This window comes from Campylobacter concisus, assembly GCF_003048445.1.
Classification (GTDB): domain Bacteria; phylum Campylobacterota; class Campylobacteria; order Campylobacterales; family Campylobacteraceae; genus Campylobacter_A; species Campylobacter_A concisus_BF.
Genome location: NZ_PIQW01000002.1, coordinates 95,480 through 114,871 on the forward strand (window position 1 = coordinate 95,480; position 19,392 = coordinate 114,871).

Below are 19,392 nucleotides of genomic sequence, written 5' to 3' on the forward strand. Positions count from 1 at the left end.
CGTTTAAAAAATGCTTAATGTTATCTAAAATTTGTTTAAAAAAATCTTTGCAAAAGTGGGGAAATATGGGCTTGGGGCGGTTAAACGCCCCAGAGTTTAAATAGCTATTTAACGTTAAAGCTTCTCACGGCTAGGTCGTAGTCGTTTTGTCTTTCGTTATACATATTTTCAGTTGTAACTGCACCAAGCGAGCACTTGCCACCAAGTCTTACTCTATAAGGTGTGTAAAGCACGGCGTCTTTTTCGTCGCTACCAAGCGTGTAAAAGCTTAGCACGCGGTCATCTTTTATGCTCTTATACTCAACTTGCAAGCTGTTTTTTAAGCTCTTGCTAAAGTTGCTTAAATTTTCATTTATCGGCTCAAAGCAACTGCTTACGATCTCGTTTATCACGCCGTTTCTGACCATTGTTTTTGAGCTTATCACCACTTTTGAGTAGATGACGTCATTTACTTTTAGGCTGTTAAGATCTAGCTCTTTGCCTTTTTCATCGACAAAGACGCGGTAGATGTCAAGCTCTTTTGGCTCGATCTTATGCCTAATATCAAGCGGCAAGTAAGCGTAGCTTAAGATAGTCGCATAAAGTTTGTTTGAGCCTAGTGGAGCGATGCTAAATTCGCCATTTTTTGTAGTAAAAGAGGTGCTTAAAAGACCGTCAAATTCTTTACTTTCGCCGTTGTAGCTAAGCTTAAATTTGTTATTTTTCTCGCCGTTACCTTTGCCAAAGTATGCATTTAGTGCTCTTAGCGTAAATGCACGCTCCTGCGTTGAGCTAAGCTCATTTAAATTTGTGATTAAGAAATTTGCAAGGTCGTCTGAGTAGTCGTCTTTCTCAAAGTATTTTGCGTGCAAGTATAAGATAAAGGCGTTATCTCTTACTTTTGAGCTAAAATCAGATGCATTTTCTTCGCTTGTTTTAGCATTTTTGATATCTTTTAGCGCGACCTTTGCCTCGTCATTTAGGCCGTTTAGCTTCAGAGCTGCTGCCATTAGGTATTTACTTAGTGCTGTTTTATTGTAGGCTTTGTCGTCGTAAATTTTATTTAAGATCGATCTATCAGCCATATTTGCACGTGAGCTTACATAAAGAGCGTAAAGTGCCTCAAGGTCGTTATTTGCGTATTTTAAGAGAGAGTTTAGCGCATTTTGTTTGACGCCTTTGCTTACCTCATATCCAGCCTCGCTAAGATCAAGTAAAACATCAGTTGCAAAGATGCTTGCAAATGCATTTGTCTCGCCTAGATCGCTCCAGTAGCCAAAGCTACCATCTGGCTTTTGCATCTTGACTAGCTCATCTATGCCACTAACGATAAATCTCTTTTGGTCGCTTTTTTCAAGCTCATCTTTTGTTTTTAAATTTAAAAGTGCAAGCAGTCTTGAGCTTCTTTGCTCCGCACATCCGTAAGGATACTCTACTAAATTTTTAGAAGCTGCTAAAAGCACGCTTGAGACCGAGCTTGAGGCATCAACGCTCACATCGTGATAGCCTTTTGGTAGTGAAATTTTACTCTCTTTGTCAAAGACGCTGCTCTTTGCGTAGGTGCTGATCGTATAAGGGCTAACGACGTCTAGTAAATTTTGAAGCGTTTTTGAGCCATTTTTGTCGCTTATTGTGACATTGTATTCGCCAGCACCTGTTTCAAGGGCTGAAATTTTAAGCACAAATGCCTTGTTTTCAAACGGCTTAAGGTTAGCATTTTCTTGCGTTTTGATGTTTAAATTTTTACTTGATGCTACATTTATAGTAAGGTTTTTGTCGGCATTTGTCGTATTTATAAGCCTTAAGTTTGCGCTTAGCTCATCGCCTTTTAAAAGATAGATCAAAGCGCTTGGCTTAATGATCACATCATCTTTTACTTTTATCTCGCTATTTACGGCGTTCATTGCAGTTGCGTCATTTGCCACAGCATCTACTCTAATGGCGCCGTTAAAGCCATTTGGCGTTTTAAACTCGTATGAAATTTCGCCTTTGTCGTCTGCTTGAAGACTCACTAAATTTGCATAAGTTTTTACATTTTTGCTATCAACTGGGCTTGCGTGTTTTGCCATTTTTGCCGCCACAGCCATCGCCGCGGCATCACCACCAAAGCTTAGCGTTTTACCCTCGACCTTGTAGTTTGTGAGCATATTATAGATGTCATAGTCAAAAACGCCATCAGGTAAAATTTTGTCAAAAAACTTAAGCGGATCGGCTGGCTTTTGCGAAGTGATATCAAGCACGCCAACATCTGTGATAAATAAATTCACATAAGCTTTTGGCTTTGTTTTTAGTGAAATTTTGATATTTTCATCGCTCTTTGCGCTTTTTGGTGCTTCTAAGCTAAGCTCTATCTTCCTTGAAGATTTATCGCCGTTTGCATAGACCTTGCCGTATGTTCTAAACGGAGTTAGCCCAGCGTCAGTCATGCGGTAGATATTTGCACTCACATAAAGGCCGTTAAAGTCAAAGTCTAGCTTAAATTTAACGTTTGCTGAGTTGTTTTTGATCTTGACGACCTTGTAGGCTTTGACGCCTGCGTCTTCAAGCGTGACAAGCGCGATGCCTTCTTTTATAGCTGAGCTTATGTCTGCGCTTAGCTCGTCGCCTTTTTTATAGACGCTTTTGTTTAGCTTTATCTGAGACTTGCTAAGCTCTTTTGTAGGCGCTAGTGTTGAGTAGTTATAGCCGCTTACATCGATGTCTAGGCTCGTGCTCGCGCCACTTACTAAATTTGTAGCAGTGATGACGTATGAGCCACTTTGCGTAAATTTATAGCTAAACTCGCCACTATTTTTATAAAAACTATCCACATCTTCAAGCGTTTGGATCCATTTTATATAGCCATTTGCGTCCCTTTGATACTGCCATGAGACACGTTTTATATCAAATTTCAAATTTGACTTCACTGCCTTTTGGCTTGGCATATCAACGACGACTGTTCTTATCTTTACATCTTCGTTTGGATCAGCAAATGCCGTGCTAGCAGCGATGCCAACCATATCTTTATAAGGATAGAGTGTAAAGCTTTTCGCGTCACTTACGTTTTTGCCATCGTCATTTACGTTGAAATTTATGACACCTTTTATGATAGAAGGTGCGTTTTTGGTGTTAAAGCCAAGATCTATCATCTGGCTTGATTTGCCATCTTTTGAAAGAGTTAGATCATTTTCTATGCTTGGATAGGCAGCCGCTTTTAGGGTGTCGTTTTTAAATTTATACTCTTTAAATTCGCTATTTTTATACTCATCATCAAAGAAGCTAACCTGCATGCTGCCAGCTAGGTCGCTAGCTGCTCCGCCAAAGAGATAGCTGCTTGTCAAATTTACCTTTACTAGTTCATTTGAAAAGAATTTATCCGCGTCTATGGCTATGTCATTTTTTATCTTGTTTGGCACGAAGCTCTCGACGTAAAATGGCACGCTTGCTATCACCTTGCTAGCGTAGATTATCTGCATGTTAAATCTACCGCTTAGATCGCTTAAAATTTCTTTTTCAAAATTTATCATGCCGACATCATTTGTATTTTGCGTGATCTGGGCGCTACTTTTGCCTTGTGGATCGATAAATTTGATCTTAACTGGCATATTTTTAAGCGGGTTAAAGTTCCTATCTCTTAGATAGATAGCCCCTTTTAGGCTCTCGTTTGGTCTTATGATATTTGAGGCAAAATGCGTGTAAGCATCGATGCTCTCGCTTGGATTTTGACTGATGAGCTTTGCCTCATTTAGCGCTTCGCCATCTTTTATGATGAGGAAATTTTGCTCCTTGCCAAGTGAGACGACGATCGATGAGACCTCTTTGTAGATATCTTTTTTGTTAAATTTAAAGATGCCGACGTCATTTGTCGCGCCAACTGCAATCTCTTCGTTTCTTTTTCCATAAATTTTTACATTTGCATTTGGTAGCATTGTGTTTTCGCCAAGGCGGTTTGCAAAGACGAAAATTTCATCCTTGCCAAGCTTTGCATTTATGGCGATGTCGCTTAGATAGACGACCTTTGAGACGCTCTTATCTTTGCCGTAGTTTAAGCTTATCTTATAGACGCCATCTCCTGCTCCTGCAAAGTCAAGCTTGATCTTACTTAGTGAAATTTCGTTTAATGCACCCTCTAGCTTGTAGCTTTTGCTTGCTACTTTTGAGCTAAAATTGCTTAGATCTTCGCTATTGTCGTTGAAATTTAAAAAGTATCTAAAATTTTGATCGCTTAACTTTTCAACGCTTACATTTAGCTCAGGTAAATTTGCGCTTCTAATGCCGATCTCGCCCACGCTTGAGATGTAAGGCTCTTCGTTTGTGAAATTTGCAAATGGAGTGAAGTTGCTAGCGACCACCTCGTAGGTTTTGGCCTCTCTTACGACATTTCTATCATCTCCAAAGCCCGGTTTTATCGTGATCTCATAGCTATTTTGTGGCTTAAACTCATCGCTTGTGATATCGATGTAATAATCATACCCCTCAAGTTCAGAATTTGGCGCGCCGTTCTCATCATCATTTTTATATGCCACGTCGCTTATGCTAAAGCTTTTTATGCCTTTTATCTTTATAAATTTCTTTAGATTATTATCATCGCTTAGCCACTCTTTTAGATAAATTCTAAAGGCCAAGATGCCGTTATCAAGGCTAGTTGGATAGATTTTAGCTATCTCAAAGCTATTTGCCTCAGCATTTATATTTACGCTCTCACTGCTTGCTTGCTCACTAAATTTCACTACGCTATCGCCTGCAAGCTTAGCGCCAAATTTACTCTCAAAATTTTCTCCAAACTCAAAAGTAGGCTCGCTTATATTTTTATCAAGATCAAGCTCAAAGCTGTTTTGAGAGAGCTGCAAGGCATTAAAGCTTGCACCTTTTACGGCTATTTTTTTCATAAGCTCGTCACTAACTTCGTCATTAAATTTAAGGATAAATTTGCTATCAGTGAGCTTTTCTATCTTCTCAAGCGCAAATTCTTTCGTCTCAAAGCTAGCGCTGCTGCCATTTTCTAGCTTACAGCTATACTCTACGCCTGCGTGCATATCTTTTGTAAAGAGCGTAAGACTTTGAGCGTTAAATTTCACCGTGCCACTTAGCGCTGGCTCGCATGAGATGAGTTTTTTCTCGCTTAGCGTGCCTATGAGATTTTTACTAACATCATCTTCTAGTCCAAATTCCACGCTTAAAGGCGACTTTACCTCGACACTGCCATTTAGACTTAAAGCATATAAATTTATTGCTCCTAAAAGTGCTAGAAGTAGCGCTTTTTGCTGCATTTTATCTCCTTAGTTTTATTGTTATTTCACTTTGATTTGAGTTTTGATCAAGGCATTTTAAAGTGTGCTCGCCAAGAGTTAGATCTAGCCTTTTTTCGCTTGCATTTTCTATCTTAGAAAAGTTCAAATCATCCACTTTCAGGTAAATTTCATCACCTAAAAACGCGTAGCATTTTAGCATAATTTGTGTTACATTTTCATCTGTCACGATCTCTTCGCCGTCATACGGATAGGCAAAAACTGGCTTTTTGTCTTTGAAAACTTCAGCGCAAGGGCTATTTTTGACCTCGTCTTTGTCTAAAAAGCCATTTTTTATCAAAAACTCAAGCTCCTCGCCTCTTAAACTCTCGCACTTATCTTGCAGTTTAACTCCAACTATCATATCATCAAGCGCCGTTTTTTTGCACGTTTCATAGCTAAAAGCATCAAGGCAGGTTGGCACTTTCTCAATGCCCTCTGGCTCGCTCATAAAGCTTAAATTTCTTTTTTGAGCGATAAGTTTAAATATATCAAAAACGATCTTTGAAACGTCATTTAGCCCAGTTAGTTTGTCAGTTTTTTCGGCGTTAAAGTTGCCCACCCAGACGGCTATTGTATAGTCCTCATCAACTCCTATGGCGTAAAGATCGCGTGAGTTTGCGCTAGTGCCAGTTTTAAAGGCTATTTTTGGCGTGTTTTGCGCGTATTGCCAAGCGTTTTTTAGATACGATCTTGAGGCCTCGCTCATCATTTTAGCAGTTAGATAGGCGCTTTGAGGCGAGATGAGGGTTATGTTTTTATCTTCATTTTTGTAGTTTTTGCCAGCAAACTCAAGCGGCCTATAAACGCCCTCATTTGCGTATATCGTATAAAGATGCGCAAGATCAAGCAGGCTCATCTCAGCACTACCTAAAACTATCGAAGAGCCGTAAAATTCCTTGTTTTCATCAACTAAATTTACCTTTTCAAGCAGCTCATAAAGCGAGTTATCTTTTAGCTTTAAGTCTAAATTTATAACTGGGATATTTAGGCTAAAATTTAGAGCGTCTTTTGCGCTTACAAGCCCCAAAAAGTCGTTACTAAAGTTTTTTGGCACATATTCATTTACATAAATTTGCGTATCTATTAGCTGTGAGTTTGGCGTGATGAGACCACTATCAAGCGCAAGAGAGTAAATAAAAGGCTTTAGCGTGCTGCCGGTGTTTCGCTTCATATTTAGGGCTGAGTTTTTGCCATCACGTGCGCGCTCATCGTGCGAGCCGATAAATGCAACAACGCTCATTTTTTTATTGTCGATGACCACGGCTGCGGCGTTGTTTGCATTTTTAGCCTTTAGCGAAAACATCGCATCTTTTAAAATTTTAAGCATATCTTTTTGCAAATTTAGATCCAAACTTGCCTTTGCGATTTGGTTTTTAAAAGCGACATTTGCATAGTCGCCTGCATTTACGACAGCTCTTATCCTTACATTTTTAAATGGCTCAGCTTGAGCTCTTTTAAAGGCACTAAGGTCGATTAAATTTGCCTTATAAAGCATCTTTATAACCCTGTTTTTTAGTGCGTTTATGTTTGAGACGCGGTCAAGTCTATTTTTATTTGGATTTTTAGGGATCGTGCTTAAAAGTGCTGCCTGAGCGTAGCTAAGCTCGTTTAGCTCCTTGCCAAAGTAAAAGAAGCTCGCCGCCTTTGCTCCCTCGATATTGCCGCCATATGGGGCTAAATTTAGGTATAAATTTAAAATTTCATCCTTGCTAAAGTGAAGTTCAAGCTGAAATGCTCTAAAAATTTCTTTTATCTTATTTTTATAGCTCCTATCACTTGGCTCAAGCATTCTTGCCACTTGCATCGTGATAGTGCTAGCACCTATGCGGTTGTCACTTCTTAGGTTGTGGAAAAATGCTCTAAAAATGGAGGCAAAATTTACGCCAAAATGGTAGTAAAAATATCTATCTTCAAAGAGCACGACGCATTGTTTTAGCGAATTTGGGAAGCTTTGCTCGTGAAATCTCCAAATTCCATCGCTACTAAGCTTCATATTTATGATCTCGCCATTTTTATCAAGCAAAATTTTAGCTTCGTCTTTTTTGAGCGCGTCTAAATTTAGTGGATAAATTTGATCCAGTATCAAAAAAATAGCGACCAATAGAGCCAAAAATATGGCAAGGAATTTTAGAAATTTAAACTTTTTCATCGGCGTGATTATAGCTGTTAAAGTTTAAGTAGCTATAATTAGGCCTTTTTAAAAAAGAGGAAACAATGCCCTTATCTAGGTTAAACAAAGAACAATACACCGCCGCAACTGCGCCATTTGGACACAATCTCATCATCGCCTCAGCTGGCACTGGCAAGACTAGCACCATAGTCGCTCGCATCGCTCATCTTTTGAATTTAGGCGTAAAGCCTGAGAAAATTTTGCTTCTAACTTTCACCAACAAAGCAGCCAGCGAGATGATAGAGCGACTAAACAGATATTTTGATAAACAAATCACCTCTAAAATCACCGCAGGCACTTTTCACTCGGTCTCATTTTCGCTTTTAAAAAGCCTTGATAAAGGCGTCACGCTAAAGCAACCAAGCGAGCTAAAGACGCTTTTAAAAAGTCTTGTTGAGAGGCGAAAATTTTACCATTTAAGCGACGTTAAGCCTTACGGCGGGGCTTATCTATACGATCTTTATTCGCTCTTTCAAAACAGCGAGCAGGGCACTACTTTTGGCAAATGGATAAGCGAGAAAAGCGAAGAGCAGGGCGTTTATGCTGAAATTTATGAAGACGTACTAGAGGAGTTTGAGGCTGAAAAGGCTAAATTTTCTTACGCTGACTTTAACGACCTTCTCATAAAAATGCGCGACGAGCTAAAAAATGGGGCAAATTTAGCTTATGATGAAATTTTGATCGACGAGTATCAAGATACAAACACGCTTCAAGGCAGCCTCATAGACGCATTTAAGACAAAGAGCCTCTTTTGTGTGGGCGATTTTGACCAGAGCATTTATGCATTTAACGGCGCAAACATCGAGATCATTGGCTCATTTAAAGATCGCTTTCCAAACGCAAATATCTACGCTTTAAATGTAAATTACCGCTCAAGCTCAAGCATACTTGCACTTGCAAACAAGGTCATAAACAACAACCCAAGACTTTATGAAAAGCACCTAACAGTTAGTCGCGAGGGAAATTTCAAGCCGCCAAGGCTGCTTGTCTATAACGAGCTTTTTGATCAGTATCAAAACATCGCCGATATCATCTCATTTTCGCCATTTAATAGAGAAAATATCGCCATAATTTTTAGAAATAACTCATCAGCCGATGGCATCGAGGTCGCGCTAAAAGAGCGAGGCATCGGCTCAAAGCGAAAGGGTGGGGTGAGCTTTTTTGAGAGCCGCGAGATCAAGGCACTCATCGACATCATGGGAATTTATGTCAATCCAAAAGACATAATGGCATTTATCCACATCTGCGAATACGCAAAGGGCGTTGGCAGCGCAGTTAGCAAAGAAATTTTTGACGCGCTACTTAAGCTTGGACATGGAAATTTGATAAAAGGGATAGTTGAGCCAGATGATAGCGTAAATATCTCATCAAACAAAAGGCGAAACTACCAGCTTGGCCTTTTTGACGACCTTGACGAATTTGCCGAAGTTTCAAGGTTTTCTAAGCTTGGCTTTAGCGATAAATTTCTAGGTCACTCTGTGCTAAAACTACAAAAGCTAAGCGAGAGTGGGGCGCAGTTTTTATATGAAATTTACAACTTTTTAAGAGGCATGAGAAATATCTCAAAGCCAGCCACGATGATAAATGAGATAAAAACTAGTAAAATTTACTCACTAATCGTTGAAAACATCAGCACAAAAAGGGCAACTCTAAAAAACGGAAACGTTGATCTGGCGCTCAAAGAAGAGGTCAAAGAGCGCATAATGGCAAAGAGCGTGGTGCTAAGCGAGCTAGCTAAAAAGTATCAAGATATCAGTAAATTTTATAACTTCTTAGCCCTTGGCAGCAACGAGATGAGCGAAGGGCAGGGCGTTAGCTTGCTTAGCGTGCATGCGAGCAAGGGGCTTGAATTTGACCAAGTTTTCATAGTCGATCTCGCGCAAAACCGCTTTCCAAATTTAAAGCTAATGAGCATGGGCGGCAGCCTAGAAGAGGAGAGGCGGCTCTTTTACGTAGCAGTAACTAGGGCTAAAGACGAACTCTATCTTAGCTACGCAAAATACGACAAAATAAAGAAAGTAAATTATCAACCAAGTAGGTTTTTGATAGAGGCTGGCATGGCAAAAGAGGAAGTTTAAAGAGAATTTTAATCTTATTAAGTAAAATTGACCAATTTTTTACAAAGAGAAGCGATGAAAAAATCTAAAATTTTAATAATCCTGCTTATTTTAGGCGTCGGTGGATATTTTATCTATGATAATTTTTTTAAGATAAAAGATGAAAAGGTGGAATTTATCACCAAAAAGGCAAAGAAAGGTTCATTCAGTAAAAAAGTCGATGCGACTGGAGAAATTTTCGCCACCGAGCTAATCGACGTGGGAGCTCAGGTGAGCGGTCAGATAAAAAAGTTATACGTTAAGCTTGGAGATCAGGTAAAAAAGGGCGATATGATCGCAAGTATCGATAGCTCGACCCAGCAAAATAGCATAGACAATAAAGAAGCACAGCTTGCCATCTACAAAGCCCAGCTAGAAAGCGCAAAAGTGGCTCTAAATATCGCTAAAACGCAGTTTGATAGAGAAAACGCACTCTTTTCTAAAAACGCCACCTCAAAGCAAGAATTTGAAACCGCAAAAAACACATATAGTGCAAATAGCGCCAAGATAAAGGAGCTTGAAGCGCAGATCAAGCAGACAAATATCGAGCTAAGCACAGCTAAGATAAATTTAGGCTACACAAAGATCACCGCGCCAAGAGATGGCACTGTTGTAAGCGTGCAGGTCGAGGAGGGTCAGACTGTAAATGCCAACCAAACTACGCCAACTATCGTAAATATCGCTGATCTTAGCCGAGTTAAAATGAAGATGCAAATAGCAGAGGGCGACATCACAAAGATCAAAGTCGGCACGCCAGTTGAGTACTCGATCCTCTCTGAGCCAACGAAGAAATTTCAAACGACTGTTAGCTCGATCGACCCGGGGCTTACTACACTAAGTGACGGCAGCTACGGCTCAAGTAGCAGCAGTAAGTCTTCATACTCAAGTAGCTCAAGTAGCAGCTCGGCGGTCTATTATTACGCGCAAAGTATCGTTGATAATAAAGATGGAATTTTAAGAATAGGCATGACCACACAAAACGAGCTTTTAATAGCAAACGTCGAGGGCGCCATCATCGTGCCAAGCATCGGCATCAAAAAAGATGAAAATGGCACTTTTGTCTATGTACTAAAAGATGGCAAGCCAGTAAAAACAGCGGTCAAAACTGGCATAAAAGATAACCTCGACACGCAGATCATCAGCGGCATAAACGAGGGCGATGAGATCATCACATCTCAAGGCTCATCAAGCGAGATCGCTAAGATGATCGCAAAAGAACATAAGAAGTTTTAAGTGATAAGCCTAAAAAACATCACTAAAAGCTTTAAGCTAGGTGACAATGAGATAGAGATCTTGCATGGCATAAATTTAGAGATAAAAAAGGGTGAATTTATAGCCATCATCGGTCAGTCTGGCTCTGGTAAATCAACCCTAATGAACATCCTTGGTTGCTTAGACAGCCCAAGTGGCGGGCAGTACCTGTTAGATGGAAAAGACATATCAAAATTTGATAGCGACGCACTTGCCAAGCTTAGGCGAGATAAATTTGGCTTTATATTTCAAAGATATAACCTGCTTAGCACGATGAACGCCCTTGAAAACGTAGCGCTGCCTAGCATCTACGCAGGGGCAAACAAGAGCGAGCGAGAAAAAAGAGCTAATGAGCTTCTTGGCTCACTTGGACTTAGCGAAAAAGCGAAAAATTTACCAAATAAACTTTCAGGCGGACAGCAGCAAAGGGTCTCCATAGCAAGGGCGCTGATGAATGGCGGCGAGATCATCTTGGCAGACGAGCCAACTGGCGCGCTTGATAGCAAAAGTGGGCTTAGGGTGATGGAAATTTTAGTCGATCTTTACAAAAAAGGCCACACTATCATCATCGTCACGCACGACCCAAAGATCGCAGAGTATGCAAGCCGTGTGATCGAGATAAAAGATGGCAACATCGTAAGTGACAATGTCAAAAATAGCGAAATTTATGAAACCAGCAAGCAAACTCAGCCAGAAAAGAGTAAATTTACCTACTATAAAGACCAGCTCATAGAGAGCTTTAAAATGTCGGTAAATGCGATGCTAGCGCACAAACTAAGATCGCTTTTGACGATGCTTGGCATTATCATTGGCATTACAGCGGTCATTAGCGTCGTTGCCCTTGGCAAAGGCTCACAGGAGCAAATTTTAGCTGGTATCAGAAAGATCGGCACAAACACGATCGACATCATGCCTGGCAAAGGCTTTGGCGATATGCTCTCAGGCAAGGTAAAAACGCTCTCCATAAGCGATGCAAACATGCTTGCCAAGCAGTCCTTTCTAGACTCTGTCACGCCAAATACAAGCACTTCAGGCGTGCTAACTTATGAAAATATCTCGCTAAGTGCGAGCCTAAAAGGCGGTGGAGTAGGGAGCTTTGACGTAAATGGGCTAAAGCTAGAAGAGGGCAGAATTTACGATGATGACGAGGTTGTAAACTCAGCTTCAGTCGCACTAATCGATCAAAACACCAAAAATAGCATCTTTAAAAATGATGATCCTATCGGCAAGATCATACTTTTTAACAAAAAGCCACTTCGCATTATCGGCGTTTTGCAAAAGGATGATTTTAAGATGGGCGACTCAAGCACGCTTAAAATTTACGCTCCATACACGACCGTGCTAAACAAGGTCACAGGAGATAAATTTATAAGCTCGGTCACCGCCAAAGTAAATGAGGGCGTCAATGCGCAAATCGCTGAAAAAACACTAACTGAGCTTTTAGAGATCAAGCACGGCAAAAAGGACTTTTTTACAAGAAACTCAGACAGCATCAAGCAAACGATCGAAGAGACCATCTCGACCATGCGCCTGCTCATCTCAAGCATCGCCGTCGTCTCGCTCGTAGTTGGTGGCATAGGCGTCATGAACATCATGCTAGTCTCAGTCACCGAGCGCACCAAAGAGATAGGCATAAAAATGGCGATCGGAGCTAGACAGAGCAACATCTTGCAGCAGTTTTTGATAGAGGCGGTGCTACTTTGCCTTATCGGCGGAGCCATCGGCATCGTCCTATCCTACGCTATCGGCTACATCTTTAACAACTTCTTAAACGGCTTTAGTATGATCTTTTCAAACGGCTCGATCGTGCTTGCACTTGTCACGTCGATGGCTATTGGCATCATCTTTGGCTACATGCCTGCCAAAAATGCCTCAAAACTAAACCCAATAGATGCGCTTTCAAGGGAGTAATATGAAATTTCTAAACCTAGCTTTAGTGCTTGTTTTAAGCGGCTGCGCTGTTAAAAATATAGATGAAAAATATAAGCAAATTTTACTTGAAGATAATGCAAGCCGTGAGCTAAATTTAGACACTTCTTGGTGGAAGCAGTATCAGCAAAGCTACCTTAATGAGCTTGTAGAACTTGCACTTAAAAACAACACCGACCTTGCAAAAGCCGCGATAAATGTAAATAAAGCGCTCGCTCAAGCTGGCGTTTTGCAGGCAAATTTGATCCCTAGCTTTAACGCTGGCATCGAGGCAACAAGTAGCAAAAACATAAAAGAGGGCGGCGCGGTCACTAGAAGTTTTGGCTCAAGCATAGGGCTTAGCTACGAGCTTGATCTTTGGCAAAAGCTAGCAAACAGCAAAGACGCGGCGATGTTTGAAGCGGATGCTACTAAATTTGACTTGGAGGCTAGCAAACTAAGCGTCATAAACTCCGTAGCAGACGCTTATTTTCAAATTTTATATCTAAATGAAAGCATAAAAACTTATGAGCAAATTTTAGAAATTTATAACAAGCTAAATGAGATAGTTGGGCTTAAATTTAAGCTTGGCAAAGAGGAGGCGCTAAGCCTAAAACAGATAAACTCACAGCAACTAAGCGCTCAAAATAAGATAGAAAGCGCCAAAAAAGAGCTAGTTAGTGCTAAAAAAACGCTTAGGATATTGCTAAATGAGAGGCCAGAATTTGAGCTTAAATTTGAAGGCCTCATGCTAAGTCCCGTTAAAAGAGTGGGCGTTGATCTAGATGTGCCAACAAGCGCCATAGCAAACCGACCTGATCTAAGAGCGGCCATTTACCGCATAGAAGAGGGCATCTTAAACTACAAAGCGAGCCAAAAAGAGTTTTATCCAAGCATCACGCTAGGAGCTAGCCTCAAAAGCAGCACCAACAAAAAAGAGGAAGCTTTCAGTCTTAAATTTCTAAATGGCAACATCGCTTTGAATTTGCCATTTTTAAACTACCACAAGCTAAAGTCAAATTTAAAAGTAAGTGAGGCAAATTTCGAGCTTGCAAAGCTAAACTACATAAGCACTCTAAATAGCGCATTAAACGAGATAGACGCATTTTACAAAGGCTACCTTAACGACGAAGCACTGCTTGCAAACTATCAAGAGCAGATAAAAAACTACGAGGAAATTTCAAAAATTTACGAGCTAAAATACTCCTACGGCAAGGTTGAGCTAAAAGAGTTTTTAGAGGCTAAAAATAGTGAGCTAGAGGCCAAAATAGGGCTACTAAAAGCAAAATACACGCTTTTACAAGATGAGCTAAATATCTACAAAGCCATGGCAGGCAAATTTAATAGGTAAATTTATGAGCTCGGCTTGGGACTACGAGGCAAATGCGTGTAGCAGTGATGGCAAATTTAGCGCCAAATTTGAAGGCTGTGAGGTCGCTATGGGCGCTCCAACCCTTGGAGAGCTAAGGCTTTTTATAAATAGCGAGCACTGTCTAAATTTAAAAAATGAGCCTTCAAACCACGAAAAAAGACTATAAAATTTGGATCAAAATTTAGCTGAATATGGCAGTGCCGATCAAATTTTACTTAGCGAAAGAGCGACTGCTTGCTTTTTGTTTTCAGATGACTCTAAATTTCTAGCTTTTTCTGAATGGACAGCAGATAAAATGCAGATCATAAAGGTAGTGCGCTTAGCTGATATGAGCATAAAAACTGACAACAATCGCAAAAGAGTAGTGGAATTTCTCTCATTTGATGATGGCTTGCTTGAAATTTTAGACTCACCGATCTTTATGCCAAAAAACTACACACTAGACATCCGCACACTCTTTGACGATAAATTTTAATTACGCACTTTAGCTTTAAAAATAGTTTTCAGGCGTGCTTTTATAGTAAATTTAACTACTAGATATTAAATTTAGCACGCAAGATCGCTCAACTTTAAAAGTTTACATAAATTTTGATTTTATAGTTGCTTTTGATTGCTAAATTTAGCCCATTGCTTCAAAATTTAACACGTAAGATCAATATTTGGCGCACAAAAACAGATATCCACGCATTTATTCTATTTTATGCTGCTCTTAAATTTTATATGCATAAGATCGCCTTATTAGCTTTTTAGAAAAAATAGCTTTGGATTAAATTTGTCTCCAAAGTGCCAGCTCAAGTAAGCCACTTTATTTACATTTATCGCGGCTTTTGCAAGATCGGTGCTCTGCGTTTAAAAGCAAAAACCACAAACTCCAAAGATAGCTCTTACTCAATTTTTCAAAATAGTGTAGATTAAATCTTAAGTTATATATAAGATAAATGCAAATTTCACAATTTTTGAAAAGTGTAAAATTTAACTCATTTTCTTACAAATTTTTTTACACCAAATTTAATGGATAAATTTAGATCACACAAAAGATAAAATGCAAAACCTAGCCAAATATAGTCATTTAAAACTTTCAAAAGAGCGGAATAAAGATTTTAAAATATCAATTTGAAAATTACAGTTTTCAATACAAAATATATAAAATATCTTGCATTTTACCTTTTGTCATATTTTAGCATTGCAATTATGGTTGATTTTAAATTTGCTTTTATGCTTGGTGATTTGAACTTGAAATGGTTAAATTTTTAAGAGTGATAAATTTTAAAAGTGATAAATTTTAAATTTGAGTAGAAAATGTTTTTTGGTTCAAAAGTAAAACTTGCATTTGAAAAATAAAATAAGTAGATATCCTTTGCGCCTGTCAAATTGCAGTGAATAAATTTGCGGATTTTCAATAAAACTTATTTCTGATGTTTCTTTGGGTGATCAAAAAAGAGAGCTTTTGCACTGCCCTCTTTTAGCTCTTTAAATTCAGACTCAAACTCAATGCAAAAAATGCCTGAAGTTGGGATATTATCGATCGATGAGTCACTTAGATATTCGCAAATTTCAGTTACACTTGGATTGTGCGTGATGATGAAAATTTCATCTAAATTTTTGTCTAAATTTCTTACAAACTCCAAAAGATCCTCAAAGCTTATGTCATAAAGCTCGTCTTTTATCTCTATGGATTTTTCTTTAAATTTTAAAGTTTTAGCGATGATTTTTGCTGTTTGCTCGCATCTTTTAGCGCTGCTTGAAAAGATAGCTCCTGGCATCACGTCATACATTTTTAGCCTGCTAGCCATAAATTTAGCGTCCTCTTTTCCTTTTGGGCTAAGCTCTCTTGAAGCGTCTTTTGCGCCGTCTTTGTTCTCATCAACTGCTTTTGCATGCCTTATGAAGTAAATTTTGCTCATGATCTCTCCTTTGAGAAATTCTTTATCCAACTAAGCTCTTCCTCGCTAAAACCTGCCTTTAAGCGGTCTTTCTCGTTGATCTCTCTAATGCTTTTAAATGAATTTGGATATAAATTTAATATGATGTCAAAGTAGCTTTTCTCATCGACGCCCTCTTTTTTGCAGGCAAATTTAAACCATTTATCGCCCTTATAAACGTGAGAAACTTCCTCTTTTAAGATAACTTTTAGGCACTCAATGAGCTCCTCTTGCCCACCCTCGCCTTCTAGCCTTTTAATGATGTGAGCGTTTGCGTCAAGGCCGTTTGCCTCCATATATCTTGGTAGCAGTGCCATGCGGCTAGTAAGCCTATCTGAAGTCTTTTGAAGTGCGATAAAAAGGCCGTCATGCACGCTTAGCTCGCCGTATCTGCCGCCTTGTTTTGTGAGTAAATTTTCTATCATGCAAAAGTGCCTGATCTCATCCTCAGCCACCTCCAGCCAGTCCTCGTAAAACTCCCTTGGCAGCCCTCTAAATCTATAACAAGCATCAAGCGCGATGTCGATAGCGCTAAATTCGATGTGAGCGACTGAGTGGATGAAATTTAGGTTTTTATCTTTTGGCTTTACCTTTTTGTTTAGCTCTTTCATGCTAACGACGTCGCAAAATTTAGCGTAGCTCGGGATAGTTAGCTCATTTGGCGCAGAAATTTCATCAAAACAAATATCTAAATTTGATCTAAATTTCTCGTAAAACAGCTCAAATTTTAAAAATTTAAGCTCCACGTCGCCCTCGTTTAAAATGTCCCAGATCTCATCAAAAAATCTCATCTGCTCTCTTTAAGTAAAATTTAGCATACAAACAGCCAATGCCCCAGCCTATAAAGTGCGCGTACCATGCGACATTTATGCCCATAAGTAGCGGCAAAAAGCTCATGGCAACAACGATGGCAAAGTAGCCAAACCACGCCTTTTTGTCTGAGTAAAGCATCGAGGTCGCCAGCATGCCAAAGAGCATACACAAAGCGCCGCTTGCACCGACTAAATTTATAAATTTCTCATTTTCAAATGCAAAATATATATAAATAAAGCTTAAAATTTGCGTCAAAACGCCGCCAACGATATAAAAAATGATAAATTTCTTCGTACCAAGATATAGCTCGCTCATCGTGCCAACTTGATATAAAAAGATCATATTCATGAGCAAGTGACCTGCGCCTGCGTGTATAAAGATAGATGTGAGGGGCTGAAATATATAGAGTTTTTCTAAAAAATAGATATTTAAACCAAGCGCGAGCCATAGCTCACGCGAATGCAGAAAGGTGAGGCTAAAAAATGCAGCTAAATTTAAAAGGATAAGCGCAAATGTAGCTGGGCTACTTAGCTTTGCCATACCCAGCAAATCTGTTTGCCGCTAGGCAGCTAGCGTTTGAGCACCTTACAACGTAGCTATTTATCTCTTTATCGCCTTTTAGATGTGTGTTTTTTTGTTTTAAATTCATATAGCTGTGGATGATCCTGCCGCCAGAGTTGTGGATAAATTTCACCGTCTCGTCCGGGAGTATGGCAGTTACGATGCCAACGTGAGTGACGTTTTTCTTGTCTTTATTTTTTTGTATGCCTTTGCCAAGGGTGTTTGAAAAAAAGATAAGATCGCCTTTTTTGGGATTTTTATGAGTGATCAAATTTTGGCTTTCATAGAAGTTGTAGATGGCTTTTGACTTTCTGCCGCCCTTGCTGTAGTAGTTATTGATAGTTTTTTCATCAAAATACATATTTTTATATTTTGCATTTACGATAGATACAAAGCCTGAGCAGTCGCCCCCTGCTCTAGTGTTTAAGTATTTTTTAAAAAATGAACCAAATTCTTTATCGGCTCTGCCGTCATCTTCGTCTAAAAGCTCACTTGAAGTTTGTCTGCTAAAGTCTTCGTTTGTAGAGGCGGTTTGATTGTAGTCATTTTGTGGGATTTTAGGCTCATTTGAGGTGAAAGAACAACCTGTAAAAAGCGCAATGCAGAGTGCAAAAAATATTCTTTTATTTATTAAACTTAACATATTTTTATCCAAAATAATTAATTTTCGTAATTTTAACTCTTAAATGTAAATAAAGCGAAAATAGCGCCCTGTTTTCTTTACTCTAAGTTTAAAAACAATATAATCGGCAAAAAATATATTTTCTTAAGGCAAAAAATAATGATGCACTATCTAAAAATAGAAGGCAATGCCAAATTAAGCGGCGAAGTAAAGATCAGCGGAGCTAAAAATGCCGCCCTACCTATCATCGCCCTAACCCTACTTGCTAAGAATAAGATAAATTTAACAAATATCCCAAATGTCGCTGACATAAAGACGCTTTGCCAGTTGCTTGTTAATCTTGGAGCAAAGTGTGAATTTAAAGATGAAAACTCACTATGTATCGACACTAGCAGCGTAAATTCGACCAAAGCAAACTACGACATCGTTAGAAAGATGCGCGCTTCTATATTGACGCTTGGCCCGCTTCTAGCGCGCTTTGGACACTGCGAGGTGAGCCTTCCTGGAGGCTGTGCGATCGGACAAAGACCTATTGATCTGCACCTAAGTGCACTTGAGAAAATGGGCGCAAATATCGAGATAAAGCAAGGTTACGTCGTCGCAACCGCACCAAATGGTCTAAAAGGCGCAAAGATCGTTTTTGACAAGATCACCGTAACTGGCAGCGAAAACATCATCATGGCAGCGGCTCTAGCGCACGGCACGACAGAGCTTTTTAACGTCGCACTTGAGCCCGAAGTGGTGCAAATTTGTGAAATTTTGGCAAAAAGTGGTGTCAAGATCGAAGGCATAGGCACGAGCGAGCTAAAGATAACTGGCAGCGGTCAAAAGCTACTTGAAATTTGCGATATCGAGGTCATCCCAGATAGGATCGAGGCTGGCACATACCTTTGCGCTGGAGCTATCACAAATAGCAAAATTTCAGTCACAAGAGCAAATGCTGCGCACATGACAGCCATTTTAAATAAATTTGAAGAGATGGGCTTTGGCATTGAGATCGATGGCGATAAGATCACGATTTTACCGACAAATGAGATAAAACCAGTTGAGATAAGAACGACTGAGTATCCAGGCTTTCCAACCGATATGCAAGCTCAGTTTATGGCGCTTTGTCTTGCAGCAAATGGCGTTAGCACGATAGATGAGAGGCTTTTTGAAAACCGCTTTATGCACGTTAGTGAGCTAGCTAGAATGGGCGCTGACATCCGCCTAAATGGTCACATAGCAAGCGTTTATGCTCCTGCAAATTTAAATGCAGCTGATGTCATGGCGACTGACCTTAGAGCAAGCTCAGCGCTGATACTAGCCGCTCTTATCGCAAATGGCGAGAGCTTGGTGCATAGAATTTACCACCTTGATAGAGGTTATGAGAGGCTGGAGGAGAAATTTAAAAGCCTTGGGGCAAAAATTGTTAGGCTTGAGGAGTAA

Annotated in this window: 13 protein-coding genes; 7 read left to right on the forward strand and 6 right to left on the reverse strand. The window is 39.7% G+C overall.

Annotated elements, in window-relative coordinates; translation table 11 throughout:
- Positions 1-104: 104 nt before the first annotated feature.
- Both CVT14_RS01735 and pbpC read right to left on the reverse strand, forming a co-directional pair.
- A complete protein-coding gene (locus CVT14_RS01735; protein WP_107849540.1) occupies positions 105-5,228 on the reverse strand; it encodes an alpha-2-macroglobulin family protein in 5,124 nt (1,707 codons plus the stop codon).
- A gap of 1 nt (position 5,229) precedes the next feature.
- A complete protein-coding gene (gene pbpC, locus CVT14_RS01740) occupies positions 5,230-7,398 on the reverse strand; it encodes a penicillin-binding protein 1C (RefSeq protein ID WP_107849541.1) in 2,169 nt (722 codons plus the stop codon).
- Positions 7,399-7,463: 65 nt separating this feature from the next.
- Between pbpC and CVT14_RS01745 the strand changes: the two genes are divergently transcribed.
- The 6 genes from CVT14_RS01745 to CVT14_RS10785 are packed head-to-tail and all read left to right on the forward strand — an operon-like array spanning position 7,464 to position 14,521.
- On the forward strand, positions 7,464-9,497 hold the full coding sequence (locus CVT14_RS01745; protein WP_107849542.1) for an ATP-dependent helicase: 2,034 nt from the start codon (positions 7,464-7,466) through the stop codon (positions 9,495-9,497).
- A gap of 54 nt (positions 9,498-9,551) precedes the next feature.
- Positions 9,552-10,748 carry an efflux RND transporter periplasmic adaptor subunit gene (locus CVT14_RS01750; protein ID WP_107849543.1) on the forward strand — a complete coding sequence of 399 codons (1,197 nt, stop codon included), beginning with the start codon at positions 9,552-9,554 and terminating at the stop codon, positions 10,746-10,748.
- On the forward strand, positions 10,749-12,677 hold the full coding sequence (locus tag CVT14_RS01755; protein WP_107849544.1) for a MacB family efflux pump subunit: 1,929 nt from the start codon (positions 10,749-10,751) through the stop codon (positions 12,675-12,677).
- A gap of 1 nt (position 12,678) precedes the next feature.
- Positions 12,679-14,025, forward strand: a complete 1,347-nt coding sequence (locus tag CVT14_RS01760) for a TolC family protein (protein ID WP_107849545.1) — start codon at positions 12,679-12,681, stop codon at positions 14,023-14,025.
- A gap of 4 nt (positions 14,026-14,029) precedes the next feature.
- A complete protein-coding gene (locus tag CVT14_RS10780; RefSeq protein WP_234403102.1) occupies positions 14,030-14,212 on the forward strand; it encodes a hypothetical protein in 183 nt (60 codons plus the stop codon).
- Between the two features lie 3 nt (positions 14,213-14,215).
- Entirely contained in the window at positions 14,216-14,521 is a 306-nt protein-coding gene (locus CVT14_RS10785) for a hypothetical protein (RefSeq protein WP_234403103.1), read from the forward strand.
- 931 nt (positions 14,522-15,452) lie between these two features.
- Here the strand turns inward: CVT14_RS10785 and CVT14_RS01770 are convergent.
- From CVT14_RS01770 to CVT14_RS01785, 4 genes are read right to left on the reverse strand one after another with little or no spacing between them, the layout of a single operon-like run.
- Positions 15,453-15,950, reverse strand: coding sequence for a SixA phosphatase family protein (locus CVT14_RS01770; RefSeq protein ID WP_107849546.1), 498 nt, complete (start codon positions 15,948-15,950; stop codon positions 15,453-15,455).
- Complete coding sequence (locus tag CVT14_RS01775; RefSeq protein ID WP_021089142.1) at positions 15,947-16,759, reverse strand: ferritin-like domain-containing protein; 813 nt, start codon at positions 16,757-16,759, stop codon at positions 15,947-15,949. Before CVT14_RS01775 ends, CVT14_RS01770 begins: the two co-directional genes overlap by 4 nt.
- Positions 16,746-17,321 carry a rhomboid family intramembrane serine protease gene (locus CVT14_RS01780; protein WP_021089154.1) on the reverse strand — a complete coding sequence of 192 codons (576 nt, stop codon included), beginning with the start codon at positions 17,319-17,321 and terminating at the stop codon, positions 16,746-16,748. The genes CVT14_RS01775 and CVT14_RS01780 overlap by 14 nt, the downstream gene beginning before the upstream one ends.
- On the reverse strand, positions 17,305-17,985 hold the full coding sequence (locus CVT14_RS01785; protein WP_002939441.1) for an NlpC/P60 family protein: 681 nt from the start codon (positions 17,983-17,985) through the stop codon (positions 17,305-17,307). Before CVT14_RS01785 ends, CVT14_RS01780 begins: the two co-directional genes overlap by 17 nt.
- A gap of 138 nt (positions 17,986-18,123) precedes the next feature.
- On the opposite strand from CVT14_RS01785, the gene murA reads away from it, so the two are divergent.
- Positions 18,124-19,392: a UDP-N-acetylglucosamine 1-carboxyvinyltransferase gene (gene murA / locus CVT14_RS01790; protein ID WP_107849547.1), complete on the forward strand. Its 1,269-nt coding sequence runs from the start codon at positions 18,124-18,126 to the stop codon at positions 19,390-19,392.

Coding starts and splice junctions, on each gene's coding strand:
- CVT14_RS01735 (WP_107849540.1), bottom strand. CDS start 5,228: ATGCAGCAAAAAGCGCTACTTCTAGCACTTTTAGGAGCAATAAATTTA.
- pbpC (WP_107849541.1), bottom strand. CDS start 7,398: ATGAAAAAGTTTAAATTTCTAAAATTCCTTGCCATATTTTTGGCTCTA.
- CVT14_RS01745 (WP_107849542.1), top strand. CDS start 7,464: ATGCCCTTATCTAGGTTAAACAAAGAACAATACACCGCCGCAACTGCG.
- CVT14_RS01750 (WP_107849543.1), top strand. CDS start 9,552: ATGAAAAAATCTAAAATTTTAATAATCCTGCTTATTTTAGGCGTCGGT.
- CVT14_RS01760 (WP_107849545.1), top strand. CDS start 12,679: ATGAAATTTCTAAACCTAGCTTTAGTGCTTGTTTTAAGCGGCTGCGCT.
- CVT14_RS10780 (WP_234403102.1), top strand. CDS start 14,030: ATGAGCTCGGCTTGGGACTACGAGGCAAATGCGTGTAGCAGTGATGGC.
- CVT14_RS01770 (WP_107849546.1), bottom strand. CDS start 15,950: ATGAGCAAAATTTACTTCATAAGGCATGCAAAAGCAGTTGATGAGAAC.
- CVT14_RS01775 (WP_021089142.1), bottom strand. CDS start 16,759: ATGAGATTTTTTGATGAGATCTGGGACATTTTAAACGAGGGCGACGTG.
- CVT14_RS01780 (WP_021089154.1), bottom strand. CDS start 17,321: ATGGCAAAGCTAAGTAGCCCAGCTACATTTGCGCTTATCCTTTTAAAT.
- CVT14_RS01785 (WP_002939441.1), bottom strand. CDS start 17,985: ATGTTAAGTTTAATAAATAAAAGAATATTTTTTGCACTCTGCATTGCG.
- murA (WP_107849547.1), top strand. CDS start 18,124: ATGATGCACTATCTAAAAATAGAAGGCAATGCCAAATTAAGCGGCGAA.